Source organism: Sanguibacter sp. TS_SC_8 (assembly GCF_055361235.1).
The window spans coordinates 1,780,936-1,800,742 of record NZ_CM143955.1 but is presented as its reverse complement, the minus strand read 5'-3'; the positions used below and the strand labels follow the sequence as shown (position 1 = coordinate 1,800,742).

General features: G+C 71.7%; 22 protein-coding genes. 11 read left to right on the top strand and 11 right to left on the bottom strand.

Annotated features, from left to right (window positions below; translation table 11 throughout):
• Nucleotides 1-11: 11 nt before the first annotated feature.
• The 3 genes from ACWA15_RS08150 to ACWA15_RS08140 all read right to left on the bottom strand — a co-directional run bounded on the left by ACWA15_RS08150 (nucleotide 12) and on the right by ACWA15_RS08140 (nucleotide 2,475).
• Nucleotides 12-470, bottom strand: a complete 459-nt coding sequence (locus ACWA15_RS08150) for a GatB/YqeY domain-containing protein (RefSeq protein ID WP_464059085.1) — start codon at nucleotides 468-470, stop codon at nucleotides 12-14.
• 204 nt (nucleotides 471-674) lie between these two features.
• Nucleotides 675-2,273, bottom strand: coding sequence for an ABC-F family ATP-binding cassette domain-containing protein (locus tag ACWA15_RS08145; RefSeq protein WP_464059084.1), 1,599 nt, complete (start codon nucleotides 2,271-2,273; stop codon nucleotides 675-677).
• A gap of 76 nt (nucleotides 2,274-2,349) precedes the next feature.
• Nucleotides 2,350-2,475, bottom strand: coding sequence for a hypothetical protein (locus ACWA15_RS08140; protein ID WP_464059083.1), 126 nt, complete (start codon nucleotides 2,473-2,475; stop codon nucleotides 2,350-2,352).
• 40 nt (nucleotides 2,476-2,515) lie between these two features.
• Between ACWA15_RS08140 and ACWA15_RS08135 the strand changes: the two genes are divergently transcribed.
• The 8 genes from ACWA15_RS08135 (at nucleotide 2,516) to ACWA15_RS08100 (ending at nucleotide 9,395) form a co-directional block, all read left to right on the top strand.
• Entirely contained in the window at nucleotides 2,516-3,124 is a 609-nt protein-coding gene (locus ACWA15_RS08135) for a biotin transporter BioY (RefSeq protein WP_464059082.1), read from the top strand.
• A 31-nt stretch (nucleotides 3,125-3,155) separates the two neighbouring features.
• Nucleotides 3,156-3,887 (top strand): energy-coupling factor ABC transporter ATP-binding protein, encoded by a 732-nt coding sequence (locus ACWA15_RS08130; RefSeq protein ID WP_464059081.1) that lies wholly within the window; start codon nucleotides 3,156-3,158, stop codon nucleotides 3,885-3,887.
• The gene (locus ACWA15_RS08125; RefSeq protein ID WP_464059080.1) at nucleotides 3,884-4,531 is read left to right on the top strand and encodes an energy-coupling factor transporter transmembrane component T family protein; all 648 of its coding nucleotides are present in this window, start codon (nucleotides 3,884-3,886) and stop codon (nucleotides 4,529-4,531) included. The genes ACWA15_RS08130 and ACWA15_RS08125 overlap by 4 nt, the downstream gene beginning before the upstream one ends.
• Nucleotides 4,532-4,588: 57 nt before the next feature.
• The gene (locus tag ACWA15_RS08120) at nucleotides 4,589-5,680 is read left to right on the top strand and encodes an ATP-binding protein (protein ID WP_464059078.1); all 1,092 of its coding nucleotides are present in this window, start codon (nucleotides 4,589-4,591) and stop codon (nucleotides 5,678-5,680) included.
• 153 nt (nucleotides 5,681-5,833) lie between these two features.
• On the top strand, nucleotides 5,834-6,709 hold the full coding sequence (gene ypfJ / locus ACWA15_RS08115) for a KPN_02809 family neutral zinc metallopeptidase (RefSeq protein ID WP_464059077.1): 876 nt from the start codon (nucleotides 5,834-5,836) through the stop codon (nucleotides 6,707-6,709).
• 98 nt (nucleotides 6,710-6,807) lie between these two features.
• Nucleotides 6,808-7,044 (top strand): FeoA family protein, encoded by a 237-nt coding sequence (locus tag ACWA15_RS08110; protein WP_464059076.1) that lies wholly within the window; start codon nucleotides 6,808-6,810, stop codon nucleotides 7,042-7,044.
• On the top strand, nucleotides 7,041-9,083 hold the full coding sequence (gene feoB / locus ACWA15_RS08105; RefSeq protein WP_464059075.1) for a ferrous iron transport protein B: 2,043 nt from the start codon (nucleotides 7,041-7,043) through the stop codon (nucleotides 9,081-9,083). The genes ACWA15_RS08110 and feoB overlap by 4 nt, the downstream gene beginning before the upstream one ends.
• A gap of 21 nt (nucleotides 9,084-9,104) precedes the next feature.
• Nucleotides 9,105-9,395, top strand: coding sequence for a hypothetical protein (locus ACWA15_RS08100; RefSeq protein ID WP_464059073.1), 291 nt, complete (start codon nucleotides 9,105-9,107; stop codon nucleotides 9,393-9,395).
• A gap of 271 nt (nucleotides 9,396-9,666) precedes the next feature.
• On the opposite strand, the gene ACWA15_RS08095 is transcribed toward ACWA15_RS08100, so the two are convergent.
• Genes ACWA15_RS08095 through ACWA15_RS08060 form a run of 8 tightly spaced genes read right to left on the bottom strand, consistent with a single transcriptional unit; the run spans nucleotide 9,667 to nucleotide 16,541 of the window.
• The gene (locus ACWA15_RS08095; RefSeq protein ID WP_464059071.1) at nucleotides 9,667-10,047 is read right to left on the bottom strand and encodes a metal-sulfur cluster assembly factor; all 381 of its coding nucleotides are present in this window, start codon (nucleotides 10,045-10,047) and stop codon (nucleotides 9,667-9,669) included.
• Nucleotides 10,037-10,597: a Fe-S cluster assembly sulfur transfer protein SufU gene (sufU, locus tag ACWA15_RS08090; protein ID WP_464059070.1), complete on the bottom strand. Its 561-nt coding sequence runs from the start codon at nucleotides 10,595-10,597 to the stop codon at nucleotides 10,037-10,039. Before sufU ends, ACWA15_RS08095 begins: the two co-directional genes overlap by 11 nt.
• A gap of 10 nt (nucleotides 10,598-10,607) precedes the next feature.
• Nucleotides 10,608-11,918 (bottom strand): cysteine desulfurase, encoded by a 1,311-nt coding sequence (locus ACWA15_RS08085; protein WP_464059069.1) that lies wholly within the window; start codon nucleotides 11,916-11,918, stop codon nucleotides 10,608-10,610.
• 54 nt (nucleotides 11,919-11,972) lie between these two features.
• Nucleotides 11,973-12,734, bottom strand: coding sequence for a Fe-S cluster assembly ATPase SufC (sufC, locus tag ACWA15_RS08080; RefSeq protein WP_464059068.1), 762 nt, complete (start codon nucleotides 12,732-12,734; stop codon nucleotides 11,973-11,975).
• 10 nt (nucleotides 12,735-12,744) lie between these two features.
• A complete protein-coding gene (locus tag ACWA15_RS08075) occupies nucleotides 12,745-13,086 on the bottom strand; it encodes a non-heme iron oxygenase ferredoxin subunit (RefSeq protein WP_464059067.1) in 342 nt (113 codons plus the stop codon).
• Entirely contained in the window at nucleotides 13,083-14,336 is a 1,254-nt protein-coding gene (sufD, locus tag ACWA15_RS08070; protein ID WP_464059066.1) for a Fe-S cluster assembly protein SufD, read from the bottom strand. Before sufD ends, ACWA15_RS08075 begins: the two co-directional genes overlap by 4 nt.
• The gene (gene sufB, locus ACWA15_RS08065; protein ID WP_464059065.1) at nucleotides 14,336-15,784 is read right to left on the bottom strand and encodes a Fe-S cluster assembly protein SufB; all 1,449 of its coding nucleotides are present in this window, start codon (nucleotides 15,782-15,784) and stop codon (nucleotides 14,336-14,338) included. The genes sufD and sufB overlap by 1 nt, the downstream gene beginning before the upstream one ends.
• Before the next feature lie 25 nt (nucleotides 15,785-15,809).
• A complete protein-coding gene (locus ACWA15_RS08060; RefSeq protein WP_464059064.1) occupies nucleotides 15,810-16,541 on the bottom strand; it encodes a helix-turn-helix transcriptional regulator in 732 nt (243 codons plus the stop codon).
• A 181-nt stretch (nucleotides 16,542-16,722) separates the two neighbouring features.
• On the opposite strand from ACWA15_RS08060, the gene ACWA15_RS08055 reads away from it, so the two are divergent.
• The 3 genes from ACWA15_RS08055 to ACWA15_RS08045 all read left to right on the top strand — a co-directional run bounded on the left by ACWA15_RS08055 (nucleotide 16,723) and on the right by ACWA15_RS08045 (nucleotide 19,545).
• A complete protein-coding gene (locus ACWA15_RS08055) occupies nucleotides 16,723-17,643 on the top strand; it encodes an ABC transporter ATP-binding protein (RefSeq protein ID WP_464059063.1) in 921 nt (306 codons plus the stop codon).
• Entirely contained in the window at nucleotides 17,640-18,467 is an 828-nt protein-coding gene (locus ACWA15_RS08050) for an ABC transporter permease (protein WP_464059062.1), read from the top strand. Before ACWA15_RS08055 ends, ACWA15_RS08050 begins: the two co-directional genes overlap by 4 nt.
• A gap of 112 nt (nucleotides 18,468-18,579) precedes the next feature.
• Nucleotides 18,580-19,545, top strand: coding sequence for a COX15/CtaA family protein (locus ACWA15_RS08045; RefSeq protein ID WP_464059061.1), 966 nt, complete (start codon nucleotides 18,580-18,582; stop codon nucleotides 19,543-19,545).
• The last annotated feature ends 262 nt before the right edge of the window (nucleotides 19,546-19,807 follow it).

Below are 19,807 nucleotides of genomic sequence, written 5' to 3'. Positions count from 1 at the left end.
TGCGGCGCACCTCAGCCCTGGAGCGCGTTCCGGACCTTCTGGGAGAGCACCTTGCCGTCGACCCGCCCGCGCCCGGCCGCTGCGGCGTTCGCGGCCTTCATGACCAGCCCCATCTCCTTGGGCGTGCTGGCACCGGTCGCCGCGATCGCCTCGGCCACGAGGTCGTCGAGCTGGGCGTCGGTGAGGGCCGTCGGGAGGTAGCTCTCGATGAGGTCAGCCTCGACGGTCTCGGTCTCCGCGCGGTCGGCGGCGCCGGCCTCGGTGTAGATCTGCGCGCTCTCGCGGCGCTTCTTGACCTCGCTGGTGAGCACGGACTCGGCCTCCGCGTCGCTCAGCTGGTGGGCCGTCGTGCCCGACTTCTCCGCCGTGCGCAGCGCGGCGATCATCTGGCGCAGGGTGTTGGTGCGGAAGGCGTCACGGGCCTTCATGCTCACGGTCAGGTCGCTGGTCAGTCTCTCGAGGATGGTCATGTGACCATCGTGCCCGATCATGGCGCTCGGGCTGTGCCCGATCCACCGACGGGGCGTGCTCTTGACGACAGGGCGTGCGGTTGAACGCACGTCCCGACGTCAAGAGCACGCCCCGTAGGGAGGCTCAGGCGGTCGGTGACTCAGCTGGCCGGAGACTCAGGCAGCTGGAGACTCAGGCGGTCGGAGGCTCAGGCGGTCGGAGGCTCAGGCGAGCTCGATGAGCTCGGCGTAGCTGTCGTTCCAGAGGTCCTCGTCGCCGTCGGGCAGCAGCAGCACCCGCTCGGGGGCGAGCGCCTCGACGGCGCCGTAGTCGTGGGTGACCATGACGACGGCGCCCTCGTACGTCTTGAGCGCCCCGAGGATCTCGGCGCGGGAGGCCGGGTCGAGGTTGTTCGTCGGCTCGTCCAGGAGCAGCACGTTCGCCGAGGAGACGACGAGGGCCGCGAGCGCCAGGCGGGTCTTCTCCCCACCGGACAGCACGTGGGTCGGCTTGTTCGCGTCGTCGCCGGAGAACAGGAACGACCCGAGCGTGGAGCGCACCTCGGCGTCGGTGAGGTCCGGGGCGCTGTGACGCAGGTTCTCCAGGACGGTGATGGACATGTCCAGGGTCTCGTGCTCCTGGGCGTAGTAGCCCAGCTTGAGCCCGTGCCCGGGGTGCACCTCTCCCGCGTTCGGCGCCTCCACCCCTGCCAGGATGCGCAGCAGCGTCGTCTTGCCGGCTCCGTTGAGGCCGAGGATGACCACGCGGCTGCCACGGTCGATCGCGAGGTCGACCCCGGTGAACACCTCCTGGGAGCCGTAGACCTTGCTCAGGCCGGAGGCCGTCAACGGCGTCTTGCCGCACGGCGCCGGGGTCGGGAAGCGGAGCTTGGCGACCTTGTCGTCGACGCGCTCCCCCTCGAGGTTGTTCATCATGCGCTCGGCGCGGCGGATCATGTTCTGCGCGGCGACGGCCTTGGACGCCTTGGCGCGCATCTTCTCGGCCTGGCCGAGCAGCACGGTCGCCTTCTTCTCGGCGTTGGCCCGTTCCCGGCGACGACGGCGCTCGTCGGTCTCGCGCTGGAGCAGGTACGCGTCCCAGCCGAGGCTGTACTGGTCGAGCTCGCTGCGGTTGGCGTCCAGGTGGAACACCTTGTTGACGGTGGCACGCATGAGCTCGTTGTCGTGGCTGATGACCACGAAGCCGCCGGGGTAGGACTTGAGATACTCGCGCAGCCAGATGATCGAGTCGGCGTCGAGGTGGTTGGTCGGTTCGTCGAGGAGCAGGGTGCCCACGCCCGAGAACAAGATCCGGGCCAGCTCGACCCGGCGGCGCTGACCACCGGAGAGCGTCCCGATCTTCTGGCTCAGGACGCGCTCGTCGAGACCGAGGTTGGAGGCGATGCGCTCGGCCTCGCTCTCGGCCGCGTAGCCACCCGCGGCGGTGAACCGCTCCTCCAGGGCCGGGTAGCGCTCCATCGCGGCGACCTGGGTCTCCTCGTCGGCGCTGGCCATCTCACCCTCGGTGTCCCGCATGGCTCGCACGAGCAGGTCGAGGCTGCGCGCGGACAGCACCCGGTCCATGGCGATCATCTCCATGTCACCGGTGCGGGGGTCCTGCGGGAGGTAGCCGATGTCCCCGGTCCGGGTGATCTGCCCTCGGGTCGGCAGCGTCTCACCGGCCAACGCCTTGGTCAGGGTCGTCTTGCCGGCTCCGTTCCGGCCGACCAACCCGATCCTGTCGCCCGGGGCGATGCGGAAGGTAGCCTCTTCGAGGAGCACGCGGGCGCCGACTCGAAGTTCAACGGCGTGGGCAGAGATCACTGAGGTTTCCTCCGTAGGATGCCCCCAAGTTCTGGGGGCGGGCACAAACGCCTCCAATTCTATGCGTGGATAGGCTTCACCCGGCACCGTTTCCCTGCGCTCTCCGTGCGCCGGCGTCCCGGGCGGTCGCCGCCGAACGGCCCGCCCGCTGCAGGCGCGCGGCTGCGAGCACCGCCTCACCCGCGATCGTCGGTTGCGTCACAGACGCTCCTGGCCCGCACTTCGACCACCGCGAGGAAGACATGTCAGACGTACCAGCCGTCCAGTCCCCCGCCGTCCGGCGCGGCCTGACCCGCGACACCGCGGCGACCGACGTCGCCCTGATCGCCACCTTCGCGGCGCTCATCACCGCCTGCGCCCTGCTCACCATCCCGGTGGCGTCGGTCCCGATCACCCTCCAGACCTTCGCGGTGCTGCTCACCGGTGCGGTGCTCGGGCCCCGCCGCGCGCTGCTCACCGTCGGGCTGTACCTCGCGATCGGGATGGCGGGCGTGCCCGTCTTCTCCCTGGGCCGCACCGGTCTCGCGGTCATCGCCGGCCCGTCGGTCGGGTACGTCGTCGCCTTCCCCTTCGCCGCCGCGCTCGTCGGCCTGCTCGTCGGGCGGATCCCGGCCCGGGTCGGGCGCGGCGCCCGGACCGGCCTCACCTTCGCGGCGTGCGCCGTCGCGACGGCGCTCGTCATCTACCCCCTGGGCATCGCGGGCATGGCGTGGCGCCTGAACCTCACGGCCGCGGAGGCGATCGCTGCGAACGCCGCCTACATCCCCGGTGACCTGCTCAAGTGCGCCGCCGCCGCGGTGACCGCCACCGCGGTCCTGCGCGCGTTCCCGCGGCTGCAGCGGCGCGCCTGAGCATGCCCGACGACGACGACCGGCCCGTCCCGTGATCGAGTTCCTCGCCGCCCACGTGGCCGTGGCCGCACCGGCCGGCTCCACCGCACCGTCCGGGGAGGTGACCATCCTGGCGCCGACGACGGTGACCCTCACGCAGGCCCGGGTCGCGGTGATCGGCGCCAACGGGTCCGGCAAGTCCACTCTCGCCCGCCTCGTCAACGGTCTCGTGCTGCCCACGAGCGGGTACGTGCGGGTCAACGGGCTGGACTCCCACGACGACGGACGGGCGGTCCGGCGCCAGGTCGGTTTCGTCTTCTCCGACGCCGACTCCCAGCTCGTCATGCCCACCCCGCTCGAGGACGTCGGACTCTCCCTGCGCCGGCTACGCCTCGGTCGCCGCGAGCGCGAAGACCGGGCGCGGGAGATCCTCGACTCCTTCCGGCTCGGCCACCTCGCCGACGTGAGCGTGCACGCCCTCTCCGGCGGTCAGAAGCAGCTCCTCGCCCTGGCCGGGGTGCTGGCCACGCAGCCCCGGGTGCTCGTGTGCGACGAGCCGACGACGCTGCTCGACCTGCGCTGGCGCACCCACGTCAACAACCTGCTCGCCGGCCTGGACCAGCAGGTCCTGCACGTCACGCACGACCTCGAGGCCGCGGCCCAGGCCGACCGGGTGCTCGTGATCGACCGGGCACGCGTCGTCTTCGACGGCGACCCGGGCAGCGCCGTCGCCTTCTACCAGGAGCTCATGACCGACCCCGCCTGGGCTCCGGAGGATCCGTGAGCAGGCGCCGGGCGGTCCGTCCGCGCTGGACCGGTCCGCTCGGCCTCTACGTCCCGGGTCGCTCCTGGGTCCACCGGCTCGGACCCGGCTGGAAGCTGGCCGTCCTGGCGGTGGTCTCGGTCCTGGTCACCGTGGTCCCACGGCCTGCCGTGGCCGTCGGCGTCCTCGCCGCAACGGTCGTCCTCGCCGCCGTCGCGCGGGTCCCGCTGCGGGCCATGGCCCGTTCCCTGCTCCCCGTCGTCGTGGTCGCGGTCGCCCTCGGCGCCTACCAGTGGTGGGCACGGGACTGGCCGACGGCGCTCGTCACCGCCGCAGGACTGCTCGCCGTCGTCTCCCTCGCCACCCTCGTCACCGCCACCACCCGCACCGACCGGCTGCTCGACGCCCTCACCCGGGCCGCCCGGCCGCTGCGACACGTCGGGATCCACCCGCAGACCGTCGCGCTGACCGTCTCCCTCGTCCTGCGGACGGTCCCGGCGCTCATCGACCTCGCCTGGGACGTGCGCGACGCCGCGCGGGCCCGCGGCCTGGACCGCTCACCCCGGGCGCTCCTCGTCCCTTTCGTGCTGCGCACGGTGGCCCGCGCCCACACGACCGCCGACGCGCTCACCGCCCGTGGTGTCCTCGACGACGACCGGACCTGACCTCCGGGGGCACTCCCTCGACCTGCCGTCAGCCGTCCCCGGAGCTACGCTCGCTAGATGATCCAGATCGGGCAAACAGTCGATTCTGAGGCCGGCTCTGCGGGCGCACCGGCGAATCTCGACGCGGGCCGCTTCAACCGGCACACGTTCTGGTGCGGGCAGAGCGGCTCGGGCAAGACCTACGCGCTCGGCGTGGTCCTCGAGCAGCTCCTGCTGCACACCCGCCTGCCGCTGATCATCCTCGACCCGAACGCCGACTTCGTCCGGCTGGACGACGTCCGCCCGGACGTCGACCCGGACGTGGCCGCGCAGCTCGCGGACACCCCGGTGCGGATCCTCCGGTCGGGTGACACCCCCGGGGACCGGCTCGTCGTCCGGTTCGTCGACCTGAACCTGCGGTCCAAGGCGGCGGTGCTGCGGCTCGACCCTCTGCTCGACGCCGAGGAGTACAACGTCCTCCTGCACCTGGAGGAGGAGGTGCGCGGTCTGGGCAAGGATCGCGGCAGCCTCGCCCAGCACCTGGCGGCCGCCACCGACCCCGGGAGGCGCAAGCTGCTGCTGCGGCTGGAGAACCTCGGCGTCATGGACTGGGACCTGTGGGCGTGGGGCGGGACGTCGGCGGAGGACGTCATCGACACCCGGCCCCGGGCGACGGTGCTCGACCTGAGCGGGTTCCGCTCGCACTGGGAGCCGAAGGTCGCCGCACTCGCCGTGCTCGACCACCTGTGGCACACCCGGGTGGAGCGCCGGCCGGCGCTCATCGTCATCGACGAGGCCCACAACCTCTGCCCCGCCGACCCGGCCACCCCCATCGACACCGCCCTGACCGAGCGGATCGTCCAGATCGCCGCGGAGGGGCGCAAGTACGGGCTGTGGCTGGTGCTGTCCACGCAGCGTCCCTCCAAGATCCACCCGAACGCCCTGTCCCAGTGCGACAACCTCGCGCTCATGAAGATGAGCTCACCGCACGACCTCGCCGAGCTCGCGGACTACTTCGGCTACGCACCGGCAGACCTGCTGGCCCGCTCCCCGCAGTTCCGCCAGGGAGAGGCGCTCTTCGCGGGGGGCTTCGTCGACGCGGCGACCGTGGTGCAGATGGGGAGCCGGCTGACCCACGAGGGCGGGACCGACGTCCCTGTGCCGCTCTAGCCCGACCAGACGACGCCCCCTGTGGCCCGGCCGACCAGGCGGCGGCGGGCGGGCGGAGCGGAGCGGGCGGGGCGGGCGGGGCGGAGCGGGCACAGCCGGACAACCCGGTCACCGCCCGGGCACCGGCGCCCCCTGCCCGGTACTGTCCCCGGTATGACTTTTCAAGACGGTGGGTCCTTCGACTCCGACAGGGTGCGCAAGCGCACCGGCAAGGCCCCTGCCGCGGCGATCGGCGGGGGCCTCGGCGCCCTGGCGATCTTCCTCGTCTCCCAGGCCCTCGGGGTCGACCTCTCGGGCCTGTTCGGGGGCGGGTCCGAGCCGCAGACCGAGACCGGGCTCGTGGACTGCAGCACCGCCGAGCAGGCCAACTCCGACTCCGAGTGCCGGTACGGCTGGACGATCTCCTCACTGGACACCTACTGGGCCGAGGCCCTGCCCGCCCAGACCGGGGTCGCCTACACCCTGCCCGGCGCGGTCGCCTTCACCGGCGCGACGACGACGGCCTGCGGGGGCGCGTCCAGCTCGACCGGTCCGTTCTACTGCCCACCCGACCAGACGGTCTACATCGACGTCGACTTCTTCAGCGTGCTCCGCGAGGACTTCGGGTCCTCGGGCGGCCCGCTCGCCGAGGAGTACGTCGTCGCGCACGAGGTGGGCCACCACATCCAGCAGATCACCGGCGCGATGGACTCCGCCGACCGGTCCGGCACCGGACCGGAGTCGGACTCGGTGCGGATCGAGCTCATGGCCGACTGCCTCGCCGGGATGTGGGCCGGCAACGCGGCTGTCGTCCCCAACCCGGACACCGGCAAGCCGTTCCTCGAGCCGATCAGCGAGACCGATCTCGCCGACGCGCTCTCGGCAGCCCAGGCGGTGGGCGACGACCGGATCCAGGAGGCAGCGACCGGTCAGGTCAACCCCGACGCCTGGACGCACGGGTCTGCCGAGCAGCGTCAACGCTGGTTCATGGTCGGCTACCAGGGCGGGACCTTCGACCAGTGCAACGCGATGACGGCGGCGACGCTCTGATCCCTGGTCCCCCGGCAGGCGCCCGCGAGACCCGCCGCACTGCGCCGTGGGACTTCCGTCCCATGAGGTGTGCCTTACCTTTGTCCTAGCCTTGAGGTATGCGACTGACCGCGGCACCGTTCGGAGTCTCGTTGCGGCTCACCGCCGTCGGCGTGGGTGACCCGCTGCGGATGCGGGAGCTCGGCCTGAGGGTCGGCTGCCTGCTCCAGGTGACGCAGCGGGCGGGTTTCGGCGGGCGGGTGCTCGCCCTCGGGCCCACCCGGATCGCCCTCGACCACGTGAGCTGCGCAGCCCTCGAGGTGGAGCCCGACGCCGGACCCCAGGTCTGCGGATGAGCTGCCCGCACTGCGGGCCGGGCCGCGCCCCCGGGGTGGACGCGGCGGGCTGCGGCACTGGTGGCGGCGTCGGCGTCGGGGGCACCAGCGTCGTCGGCGGCGGGCAGGCGCTCCTGGCGCTGGTGGGGACCCCCAACGTCGGCAAGTCCACGCTGTTCGCCGCGCTCACCGGTGTCCGGGCGACGGTGCGCAACGCGCCGGGCACCACCGTCGACCTTGCCGCCGGCAGCTGGCAGGTGGGTGGCCCCGGGGCGCCCCGGGCACAGCTGCTCGACCTTCCCGGGACGTACTCGCTCGTCCCCCGCTCACCGGACGAGCAGGTCACCCGTGACGCCGTCGCCGGCACCCACGGCCGCGCACCGGACGCGATCGTGCTGCTGGTCGACGCGCACGAGCCCGCCCGGTCGCTGTACCTCGCCGCGCACGTGGCCCGCACCGGGCTGCCGGTCGTCGTGGCGCTCACCCTGGCCGACGTCGCCCGCAGCCGCGGCACCGGGATCGACCCCGCCGCGCTCGAGCGCCGTCTGGCGGTCCCCGTGGTCGAGATCAACCCGCGCACCGGGTCCGGGGTGCCCGCGCTGCACCGCGCCGTCGCCCGGGCCCTCGACCACCCGAGGCCCCTGGTCGGGCCGTCAGGCCCGGAGACCGGATGGTCGCAGGAGGCGCTCACCGCGGACGCCGACACGATCTTCGACTGGGTCCGGGAGGTCATCGCCGAGACCACGCTGCCCGGAGCCGACTCCACGATCGCCGGCACCCCCGCGACAGACTCTCCGGCGGCTCACGCCGTCCCCCTCACCGAGCACCTCGACCGTCTCCTGCTGCACCCCGTGTGGGGGTCGCTCGTGGCGCTGGGCGTGCTGTGGGCCCTGTTCAGCGTCGCCACCACCGTCGCGGCCCCCCTCATGGCGTGGGGGGACGCGCTGGTCAGTGGTCCGGTCGCGGCCGCGGTCCAGAGCGGGCTGGGCTGGGCCGGATGGGGCGGCGGGTGGCTCGAGAGCCTGCTCGTCGGAGGGCTGCTCGTCGGGGTGGCCACGGTCGTGTCCTTCGCGCCGCTCATGGGGCTGATGTTCCTGGCGATCGCGATCCTCGACGACAGCGGGTATCTCGCTCGGGTGGCGCTCATCACCGACCGGGCGATGCGCCGGCTCGGGTTGGACGGACGGGCGGTGCTGGCCCTCGTCGTCGGCTTCGGCTGCAACGTCCCGGCGCTGGCGGCGACGAAGACGCTCCCCGACCGGCGCCAGCGCCTGCTCGTCGGCCTGCTCATCCCCTACACCTCCTGCGCGGCCCGGCTCACCGTGTTCGTGCTGCTCGCGACGGTGTTCTTCCCCGCCCACGCGACGCTCGTCGTGCTGGTCATGTACGCGGCGAGCGTCGCGCTCGTGGTGGTCGGAGGCCTGGCGGCGCGGGCCACCCTGTTCCGCGACGTCCAGGCCGACCCCCTGGTCATCGTGCTGCCGACCTACCAGCGGCCCCGGGTGCGCTCCCTGCTCGGTGCGGCCTGGGTGCGCACCTGGGGCTTCGTCACCGGAGCCGGCACGATCATCGTGGCCACCCTCGTCGTGGTGTGGGTGCTGCTCGCGGTCCCGGTGCACGGCGACCACCCGCTGGCGGACGTCCCGGTCCAGGACAGCGTCTACGGCGCGACCGCGCAGGCCCTGGCACCCGTGTTCGCCCCGGCCGGGTTCGGGGACTGGCACGCGACGTCGGCCCTCATGACCGGGTTCGTCGCCAAGGAGGTGGTGATCGGCGGGCTGGCACAGTCCTACGCCGTCGCCGAGCCGGAACCTGGAGCCACCGTGAGCGCGCTCGGGGACAACCTGCTGGACACCTTCGACCGCTCCTCGGGCGGGCACGGACAGGCCGCCGCGGCGGCGTTCATGGTGTTCATCCTCGCCTACACCCCGTGCCTGGCGACCGTGGCCGAGCAGGCGCGGATGCTGGGGCGGCGGACCACGGCGGTGGCCGTGCTCGTCCAGCTCGCGGTCGCGTGGGTGCTCGCGGTCGCCGTCTTCCAGCTCGGCAGCCTGCTGTGAGCCGGCCGTCATGAGCGCGCCGTGAGCATCCTCGCCGAGGTCCTGCGCGAGCTCGAGGCCGGGGCCGACGCCGCGACCGTGGCCCGACGTCTGCAGATCTCCGACGACCTGGCCGCCGCCGCCATCGACCACTGGGTCGAGGCCGGACGGGCGGTGCGCCCCGCGCGGGCCACCGGGCCGGCCGGCCTCGGGTCGACGGCGCCCGGGTCGAGGCCACCTGGTGCTGCCTGCCCCGGATGCGAGCCGCGCCCCCTGTGGCGCAGGGCCCTGGCCTGCCACGGCTGCCCCTTCGCCACCCCACCCCCGAGCTGACCCACCCCCACACTGCCCCCGCTCCCGCGCCCCCCCTCGATCCCACCCCCTCGCTGAGTGCGGGCATCTGGCTGCCCAAACCGGACATCCGGCAGCCATTCCGCCGCACTCAGCGGGAGGAGGGGTGTCTGGTGCGGGCGCCGGGAACGGGGCGTGCGGTGGGGGCGCCGGGAACGGGGGCGTGCGGTGCGGGCACCGGGACGGGTTCAGACGCAGCAGGACCCGGCACCGTGGGTGCCGGGTCCTGCTGGAACGCTCGTGCGGGGACTGCTCAGACGTTGAAGCCGAGCGCCCGCAGCTGGTCCTTGCCGTCCTGGGTGATCTTCTCCGGGCCCCACGGCGGCATCCAGATCCAGTTGATCCGGAAGCCGTCGACGATGCCCTCGAGAGCCTGGCCGGTCTGGTCCTCGATGACGTCGGTCAGCGGGCACGCCGCCGAGGTGAGCGTCATGTCGATCACGGCGTGGTTGTTCTGGTCGAGCATGACGCCGTAGATGAGACCGAGGTCGACGACGTTGATCCCCAGCTCGGGGTCAATCACGTCGTGCAGAGCCTCTTCGACGTCGGCGACGTTGGGTGGGCTGCCCGCAGGGGCGAGCGCCACGGCGGGAGCCTCCTGGGGGGCACTCTCGTGCGTGGTGTCACTGCTCATGGCGGTCTCTCTCCTCGTGGTTGCCGGGGGTGACGTTCTGTGGAGCGGGCGTTGCGGGGGCGTCGAGCACGCGGTCCTCGAGCACCCCGGAGGTCGCGAAGGTGTCGCGCAGCGCGGCCCAGCCGAGCAGGGCGCACTTGATCCGGGCCGGGAACTGGGAGACCCCGGTGAACGCGGTCGCGTCCCCGAGCTCGTCCTCGAGGTCCTCGTCCAGCCCCTTGCCTCGGGACTGCATGAGCTTGCGGAAGGCTTCGCCGAGGTGCTCACCGGTGGCGATGTCCTGCCCGGTGACCAGCTCGGTGAGGACCGACAGGGACGCCTGGGAGATGCTGCAGCCGTCGCCGTCCCAGCTGACCCGTTCGATGACCTTGTGGCCCGCGGCGTCCTGGGCGAACTGCACGCGCATCGTCACCTCGTCCCCGCAGGTCGGGTTGACCTGGTGGGACTCCCCGGCCAGCGGGCCGGTGGCCTCCACCAGACCGCGCCCGTGCGGGCGCTTGGAGTGGTCCAGGATGACCTGCTGGTACAGCGCTTCCATCGAGGTGCTCACGATGTCCTCCTCATGTCAGTCCGAAGAACGCTCGGACGGTGCTCAACGATTCCCGGAAGGTCGTGATCTCCTCGACGGTCGTGTAGACCGAGGCCGAGGCGCGGGCCGTGGCCGCGACCTTGAACCGGCGGTGCAGGGGCTGCGCGCAGTGGTGGCCCACCCGCACGGCGATGCCCGCGTCGTCGAGCACCTGGCCGACGTCGTGGGAGTGCACGCCGTCGACGACGAAGGACACGACCGCGAGGCGGTCGCTCGGATCGGTCGGGCCGATGATGCGCACGCCCGGGATGTCGGCGATCTTGAGCAGCTCGAGGGTGATCTCGTGCTCGTGCTCGGCGACGGCGTCCATGCCCAGGTCGCCCAGGTACCGGGCGGCCGCGCCCATCCCGATCGCCTGGGCGACCATCTGCGTGCCGGCCTCGAAGCGCTGCGGCGGCGGCGCGTAGGTGGCCTCGGTCATCGTGACGACCTCGACCATCGACCCGCCCGTGGTCACCGGCGGCATCGCCTCGAGCAGCTCACGCCGCCCGTAGAGCGCACCGACACCGGTGGGGCCGAGCATCTTGTGGCCGGAGAACGCCGCGAAGTCCACACCCAGCTCGTGCAGGTCCACCGGCAGGTGGGGCACGCTCTGGCAGGCGTCGAGCACGACGAGCGCGCCGACGGCGTGCGCCGCGGCGACGAGCCCGGCGACCGGGGTGACCGCGCCGGTCACGTTGGAGGCGTGGGTGAAGGCCACGATGCGGGTCCGGTCGGTGATCACCGAGGCGACGTGCTCGGCGTCGGTACGGATCCGCCCCGAGTCGTCGACCTCGAGCCAGCGCAGGACCGCACCGGTCCGGGCGGCGAGCTCCTGCCACGGCACGAGGTTCGCGTGGTGCTCGGCCTCGGTGACGACGATCTCGTCACCGGGGGCGAGCACGAACCGGTGGGCCGCCGCTCCCCCGCGCCCGGCGGTCGCGTTGGAGAACGCGTAGGCGACGAGGTTGATCGCGGCCGTCGCGTTGGACGTCCAGACGATCTCGTCCGAGCCGGCTCCGACGAAGTCGGCGACGGCCTCCCGCGCGTCCTCGAAGGCCTCGGTGGCTTCCTCGGCGAGCTGGTGCGCCCCGCGGTGGACCGCGGCGTTGCGCTGGAGGTAGAAGTCCTGCTCGGCGTCGAGCACCGGGTCAGGCTTCTGGGAGGTGGCCCCGGAGTCGAGGTAGACCAGCTGCCGACCGCCGCGCAGCGTGCGGGTGAGCAGCGGGAAGTCGGCGCGGACCGCGGCGAGCTCGGCTGCGCTGAGCCGGGTCGCGGTTGCGGCCTGGTCGGTGGCTGTCATGGATCCTCGATTCTGGTGGTGGTGGGCCGGGTGGCCCACCACCGGGGGGTCGGATCAGGCTGTGGTGGTCGTGAGGAACCGGTCGTAGCCCTCGGCCTCGAGGCGGTCGGCGAGCTCGGAGCCACCCTCCTCGGCGATCCGGCCGTCGACGAACACGTGGACGAAGTCCGGCTTGATGTAGCGCAGGATCCGGGTGTAGTGCGTGATGAGCAGGAAGCCGGCGTCGGTGTTCTCCCGGACGCGGTTGACGCCCTCGGAGACGACCCGCAGCGCGTCGACGTCGAGGCCGGAGTCGGTCTCGTCGAGGATCGCGAACTTCGGCTTGAGCAGCTCGAGCTGGAGGATCTCGTGGCGCTTCTTCTCGCCACCGGAGAAGCCCTCGTTGACCGAACGGTCGGCGAAGGAGGTGTCCATGCGCAGGGCCTCCATCGCTCCCTTGACGTCCTTGACCCAGGTGCGCAGCGCCGGGGCCTTGCCGTCGATCGCGGTCTTGGCGGTCCGCAGGAAGTTCGTCACGGAGACGCCGGGGACCTCGACCGGGTACTGCATGGCCAGGAAGAGGCCGGCCCGGGCGCGCTCGTCGACGGTCATCGCGAGCACGTCCTCGCCGTCGAGGGTGACGGTCCCGGAGGTCACGGTGTACTTGGGGTGACCGGCCAGGGAGTAGGCCAGGGTCGACTTGCCGGAGCCGTTGGGGCCCATGATGGCGTGGGTCTGGCCCGAGTTGATGGTCAGGTCGACGCCGCGCAGGATCTGCTTGGGGCCTTCCTTGGTCTCGACGCTGACGTGCAGGTCGTGGATCTCAAGTGTGGACATGCTCAGTCTCCTAGGAAAAGGTCAGGGGTGAGTCGACGTCGACGAGCACACGCTCGCCGTCGACGCTCAGGGGGTAGACGGGCACGGGGCGCGACGCCGGCAACGACATCGGCTGGCCCGTGCGGAGGTCGAAGGTCGAACCGTGGAGCCAGCACTCGATGAAGCACCCCTCCACCTCGCCCTCGGACAACGAGACCGCTCCGTGGGAGCAGATGTCCGAGATCGCGTGCAGCTCACCGTCGGCGTCGCGGACGACCGCGACCTCGACGGTCCCGCGCGCCCCCTCGAGCTCGACACGCAGTGCCGACTCCACGGGGACGTCGCCGGTCAGGCAGGCGAGCTGTGCGCTCATGCAGTCACCGGTTCGGTGCCCTCGATCACGGCCATCGACTTGGCCAGCTCGGCCTCGATCGAGGCGAGCAGCCGGTCTTCGATCGACTCCACGCCGATCGCGTGGATGAGCTCGGCGAAGAAGCCGCGCACCACGAGGCGCCGTGCCTCGGCCTCGGTGATCCCGCGTGCCTGCAGGTAGAACAGCTGCTCGTCGTCGAAACGACCTGTCGCGCTGGCGTGCCCGGCACCCTCGATGAGACCGGTCTCGATCTCGAGGTTGGGGACCGAGTCGGCGCGGGCGCCGTCGGAGAGCACGAGGTTGCGGTTGAGCTCGTAGGTGTCGGTGCCTTCGGCTTCCTTGCGGATGAGGACGTCACCGACCCACACGGTGTGCGCGGCCTCGCCCTGCAGCGCACCCTTGTAGGTCACCCGGGACTTGCAGCGCGGCACCGCGTGGTCGACGAAGAGGCGGTGCTCCTGGTGCTGACCGGCGTCGGCGAAGTACAGGCCGATCATCTCGACCTCGCCGCCCTCGCCGGCGAACACGGCGTCGGGGGTGAGGCGGACGACGTCGCCGCCGAGGGTGACCACGACGTGCTTGACCTTCGCGTCGCGGCCCAGGCGGATGCGGTGGGAGCTGGCGTGCACGGCCCCGGTGGTCCAGTCCTGGACGCTGACCAGGGTGAGGTGCGCGCCGTCGTCCACGACGATCTCGACGGTCTCGGTGAGGGTCGCCGATCCGAGGTGGTCGAGCAGCACGACGGACTCGCTCAGCGCACCGGCGTGGATGAGCAGGTGGCTGGCGGTCGGGGTGTCGTTGATCCCCTCGACGCGGATGGACGTCACGGCCGAGGCGACGGCCTGGGCCGGCACGGTGATGACCGTGGCTTCCTTGATCGAGGTCCACGCGGCGACCGCGGTGCGGTCACCGGGGACGCCGGCCTTGCCCAGGCGTGCGTCGTCGCGGTTGACGATCTCGACGCTCACCTCGGGGGCCTCGACCACGGTCGTGCGCACCCCGGAGGAGGCGAGGTCGGTGGCGAAGAGCGGGGCGAGCCGCGGGACCGGGGAGAAGCGCCACTCTTCCTCGCGCCCGGAGGGCACGACGATGACGTCGGGGTCGAAGGAGGTCACGCGCTCGGCGCGGGATCCCTGCGGTGTGCCCCCGGTCCCGTGGGTGTGTGCGCCCTCGGTCACGGCACGGGTGTGGTCCGTGCGCAGGCCGTCGGTGGCGTCGGACGTGGTGGACTCTGTCTGTGTGCTGGTCATCAGCCGACGGACCCTTCCATCTGCAGCTCGATGAGGCGGTTGAGCTCGAGGGCGTACTCCATGGGCAGCTCGCGCGCGATGGGCTCGACGAACCCGCGCACGATCATGGCCATGGCCTCGGTCTCTTTCATGCCTCGGGACATGAGGTAGAACAGCTGGTCCTCGCTGACACGCGACACGGTCGCTTCGTGGCCCATGGAGACGTCGTCCTCGCGGACGTCGACGTAGGGGTAGGTGTCTGAGCGGGAGATCTGGTCGACGAGGAGCGCGTCGCAGAGCACGTTGGAGGCGGAGTGCTCGGCACCCTCGAGCACCTGCACCAGCCCGCGGTAGGACGTGCGCCCACCGCCGCGCGCGACCGACTTGCTCACGATGGACGACGACGTGTGCGGGGCCGCGTGCACCATCTTGGCGCCCGCGTCCTGGTGCTGACCCTCGCCGGCGAAGGCGATGGACAGGGTCTCGCCCCGGGCGTGCTCGCCCATGAGGTAGATCGCCGGGTACTTCATCGTGACCTTGGAGCCGATGTTGCCGTCGACCCACTCCATCGTCGCGCCCTCAGCGGCCGTGGCACGCTTGGTGACGAGGTTGTACACGTTGTTCGACCAGTTCTGGATGGTCGTGTACCGGACGCGCGCGTTCTTCTTGACGATGATCTCCACGACCGCGGAGTGCAGCGAGTCGGAGGTGTAGATCGGCGCGGTGCAGCCCTCGACGTAGTGCACGTACGAGCCCTCGTCCGCGATGATCAGGGTGCGCTCGAACTGGCCCATGTTCTCGGTGTTGATCCGGAAGTAGGCCTGGAGCGGGATGTCCACGTGCACGCCCGGGGGGACGTAGACGAAGGAGCCACCGGACCAGACGGCCGTGTTCAGCGCGGCGAACTTGTTGTCTCCGGCGGGGATGACCGATCCGAAGTACTGCTCGAAGATCTCGGGGTACTCGCGCAGCCCGGTGTCGGTGTCGACGAAGATGACACCCTGCTCCTCCAGGTCCTCACGGATCTGGTGGTAGACGACCTCGGACTCGTACTGCGCGGCGACACCGGCGACGAGACGCTGCTTCTCCGCCTCGGGGATACCCAGCCGGTCGTAGGTGTTCTTGATGTCGTCGGGGAGGTCTTCCCAGCTCGTGGCCTGCTTCTCCGTCGAGCGGACGAAGTACTTGATGTTGTCGAAGTTGATGCCGGAGAGGTCGGCACCCCAGTTCGGCATGGGCTTCTTCTCGAACAGCTTGAAAGACTTCAGGCGGAGCTTGAGCATCCACTCGGGCTCGTTCTTGAGCGCGGAGATGTTGCGGACGACGGACTCGTCCACACCACGCCGTGCGAGCCTGCCAGCGGCGTCGCTGTCGTGCCAGCCGTAGCTGTAGGAGCCGATCGAGTCGATGATCTCCTCATCGCTCTGCTTCTCCGGCAGGCTTGCCGTCTCTTGCGTCTGGGCGCTCATTGTGTTCCTTCCACGGACCGTTCGTTCACGGGCGTTCACTGGCACTGCGGGGCACTGCTGGGGGCGGCGACGACGCGACGGGGATCGTGGTCGTGCACACGTGCCCCCCGTTCGCGAGCGTCACAAGTCGTTGGGTGTGCGAGCCGAGAAGTCGGGAGAAGGCCTGCGCCTCGGCGTCGCACAGCGCCGGGAACTGCGCGGCGACGTGCTGAACCGGGCAGTGCCCCTGGCACAGCTGGACGGTCACGGCACCGCGGACCGGACGCACGCTGGCCGCGAAGCCGTCGGCGGAGAGGGCGTCGGCGAGCTGCTGCACCCGACCCTCGACGTCGGGGGCGGTGATCTGCGGGGCGTAGCGCTTCTCGAGGTCTTCCATCCGGCGCTGCGCGAAGTCCTCGATCGCGGCGTCGCCGGCCACGCTGGCCAGGAAGTGCAGGGCCTGCGTCGCGATGTCGGGGTACTCCCCCGTGCCTTCCGTGTGCGCGCGATCGGTGACGACGTAGGCACGTGCCGGGCGGCCGCGCGCCCCGGTCGGGCGGCCCACGTGCACCGCGACGAGACCGGACTCCTCGAGGCAGCCGATGTGGCGCCGGATGCCGGCAGCGGTGAGGTGGAGGGTCGCGGCCAGCGTCGCGGCGGTGACCGGTCCGTCCGTGGTGATGTGCTGGAGCACCCGCGCGCGGGTGGTGGACTCGGAGTCGGCGCCGTCGAGACGCTCATGACGCTCAGGTGGGGGGACGCGCATCGCCTCGCTCACACCGCACCTCCCGTCCACTCGCACCACTGATGACACATTAGGCAACATCCTTATGGCTTAATTGCATTCCCGCAAGGAAGGAAACCCTCACTTCGGCGAGATCCCGCGGTGACGTTGGACACCTCCGGGTGCCCGGAGCGGCTTCGATCTCCCGCCCGGATGCGCACTAGACTGACCGATCGTGCCTTCCAACACCCCCGCCGTGGAGATCTCGGGCCTCATCAAGAGCTACGACGGTCGCGAGATCGTCCGAAGCCTCGACCTCGTCGCGCAGCGGGGGCAGGTCACCGCGGTGCTCGGCCCCAACGGCGCCGGCAAGACGACGACGATCGAGTGCTGCGAAGGGCTGCGCGTGCCCGACGCCGGCTCGGTCCGGGTCCTCGGCCTCGACCCGCGCACCGAGGGCGCCCGGCTGCGACCCCGGGTGGGGGTCATGCTGCAGGACGGCGGGCTGCCCACCTCGGTGCGAGCCCTCGAGATGCTCACGCACGTCTCCGCGATGTACGCCGACCCCTGGGACGTGAGCGACCTCGTCGAGCGTCTGGGCCTGGCCAGCTTCGCCGGGACCACGGTCCGGCGCCTCTCGGGCGGGCAGCGTCAGCGCCTGGCCCTCGCTGCCGCGCTGGTGGGCCGCCCCGAGCTGGTGTTCCTCGACGAGCCCAGCGCGGGCCTGGACCCGCAGGGTCGGCTCGCGGTGTGGGAGCTCATCCGGGCGCTGCGCGCCGAGGGGGTGTCCGTCGTCCTCACCACCCACCTCATGGACGAGGCCGAGGACCTCGCCGACCAGGTGATCGTCGTCGACCACGGCAAGGTCATCGCACAGGGCTCCCCGTCCGAGCTGGTCGCCTCCGGCGGGCAGGCCTCGCTCACCTTCTGGGCCACCCCGGGCCTGGAGACGGCGTCCCTGGCCGCGGCCCTCGGCGCAGCGGTGCACGAGGCCACCCCCGGGTGCTACGCGGTCGGCGGAGCGGTCGCACCGGCGACGCTGGCCACGCTCACCCGGTGGTGCGCGGACCGCGACGTGTTCCTCACCCGGCTCTCCACAGGCCGGCGCAACCTCGAGGACGTCTTCCTCGACCTCACCGGACGGAGCCTGCGATGACCTCGCCCACCATGCCCAGCATGCCCAGCGTGCCCAGCAGCCGGCCCGGCCAGCTCCCCGTCCCGGGGCCCAGCACCGCCGGTGCAGCCTCACCCCGGCGTCGGATCCTCGCGCAGGCCACCTTCGAGGCGAAGATGATCCTGCGCAACGGCGAGCAGCTCATGGTCACGATCCTGCTGCCGGTCATGGCGCTGGTGGGCCTGTCCCAGACGTCCATCATCGACCTCGACACCGGCGGGCACTCCCGGATCGACTTCGTCACCCCGGGCATCATCGCTCTCGCCGTGATGAGCGCCGCCTTCACCTCCCAGGCCATCGCGACGGCCTTCGACCGGCGCAACGGCGTCCTGCGGCTGATGGCCACGACGCCGTTGGGCCGCGGCGGCCTCCTCACCTCGAAGATCATCGGGGTGCTGGTCGTCGAGGCGGTCCAGGTCGTGGTGATCTCGACCGTGGCCCTCGCGCTCGGGTGGCGCCCGGACGCCGCCGGGATCCCGCTGGCGATCCTGGCGGTGCTGCTCGGCACGGCTGCGTTCACGTCGCTGGCCATGCTGCTCGCCGGGACGCTGCGCGCGGAGGGGGTGCTCGCCGTCGCGAACATCGTCCTCGTGCTGCTCACCGTGCTGGGGGCGGTCCTGACCCCCGCCGAGCAGCTGCCCGACGCCCTGCGGCACGTGGCGCTGCTGCTGCCCTCCGGCGCTCTCGGGGAGGCCATGCGCGGCGCCTTCTTCGACGCGAGCATCCCGGCGTTCTCCCTGGTCGTCCTGCTGGCCTGGACGGCCGCCCTGGGCTGGGGGGCCGGCAAGCTCTTCAAGTGGCACTGAGCTTGTTCCGTGCCATACCCCGCGCCTGCCCGACGCCGTCCCGCACCCTCCCGGGTGCATCTCACAGCTCGCGTGGGCGGTTCACCCGGCCCAGGACCGCTACGGTGATTGAGTGAGCACCTCAACGACGCCGCACCGCACGTCCCCCACCTCTCTTGCGGCGATCCAGCGGCGATGGACCCGACCGGCGGTCATCGCCAACCTCGTCGCCCAGATCGCCATCGTCGTGACCGGCGGCGCGGTGCGGCTGACCGGCTCGGGCCTGGGCTGCTCCACGTGGCCGATGTGCGAGCCCGGGGAGTTCACCCCCTCGCTGCACGACGCGTCCACGATCCACCCCTTCATCGAGTTCGGGAACCGGACCCTCACGGGCGTGCTCGGAGTGATCGCGATCGTCGTCGCCGTCCTGGTCTGGACCACCGTCTCGCGGTCCTTGTCCTACCGGCTGCTCGGCCTGGCGCCCCTGGTCGGGGTGATCGCCCAGGCGGTCATCGGCGGGATCACGGTCCTCGTCGACCTGCACCCGGCGATCGTCGGGGGGCACCTGCTCATCTCGATGGCGCTCGTGGCCGCCTCGGCGGTGCTGCTCGACCGCTCCGCAGAGGGCGACGCTCCGCCCGTCTCGCTCGTGACGCCGCGCACCCGCACGGTCACGTGGCTGCTCGAGATCGCCCTCGTCCCGGTGCTCGTGCTCGGGGTCGTGGTGACTGGGTCCGGCCCGCACTCAGGCGACTCCGAGGTGGGCTACCGCTTCGCCCTCGACCCGGCGCAGGTGACGAGGTACCACGCGGTGTCCGTGTGGGTGTTCGTCGCGCTGCTCGTCCTGCTGGCTGTCCTCGTCTGGCGGACCCGCCCCGCGCTGACCCGGGCCCGCCGGGTGATCGCCCTGCTGGCCGTGATCACCCTGGCCCAGGGAGCGATCGGTTACGTCCAGTACTTCACCGGGCTGCCCGAAATCCTCGTCGGCCTGCACATGCTCGGCGCCGCGGCTCTGACGGCCGGGGCGGCACGGGTGCCGCTCGCCCTGCGGACCCGCGGCGACCTGACGACGGTCTCCCCGGAGCCCGTCCGCAGCTGACGACGGCACCGACCGGGACGTCCGGTCGCCGTCCGGTCGCGCGCGAGTTTGTCGCCCGAAACGGTTAAGTCCTTCGCCTCGCGCCGCGAGAGTGCCAGGGTGCTTGCGTGTGCTCGTGCGGCGCACGGGACGCCCGACCCGAGCAGTGCAGCCCGGCGGGGTCTCGGTCACACCATCAGGCCTTCGGCCAGCATGCGGGTCGGCGGGACGGACACTCGGCAGGGCTTCCCTGTAGGAGCGCTCCCACACCGTCGTCGTGTGC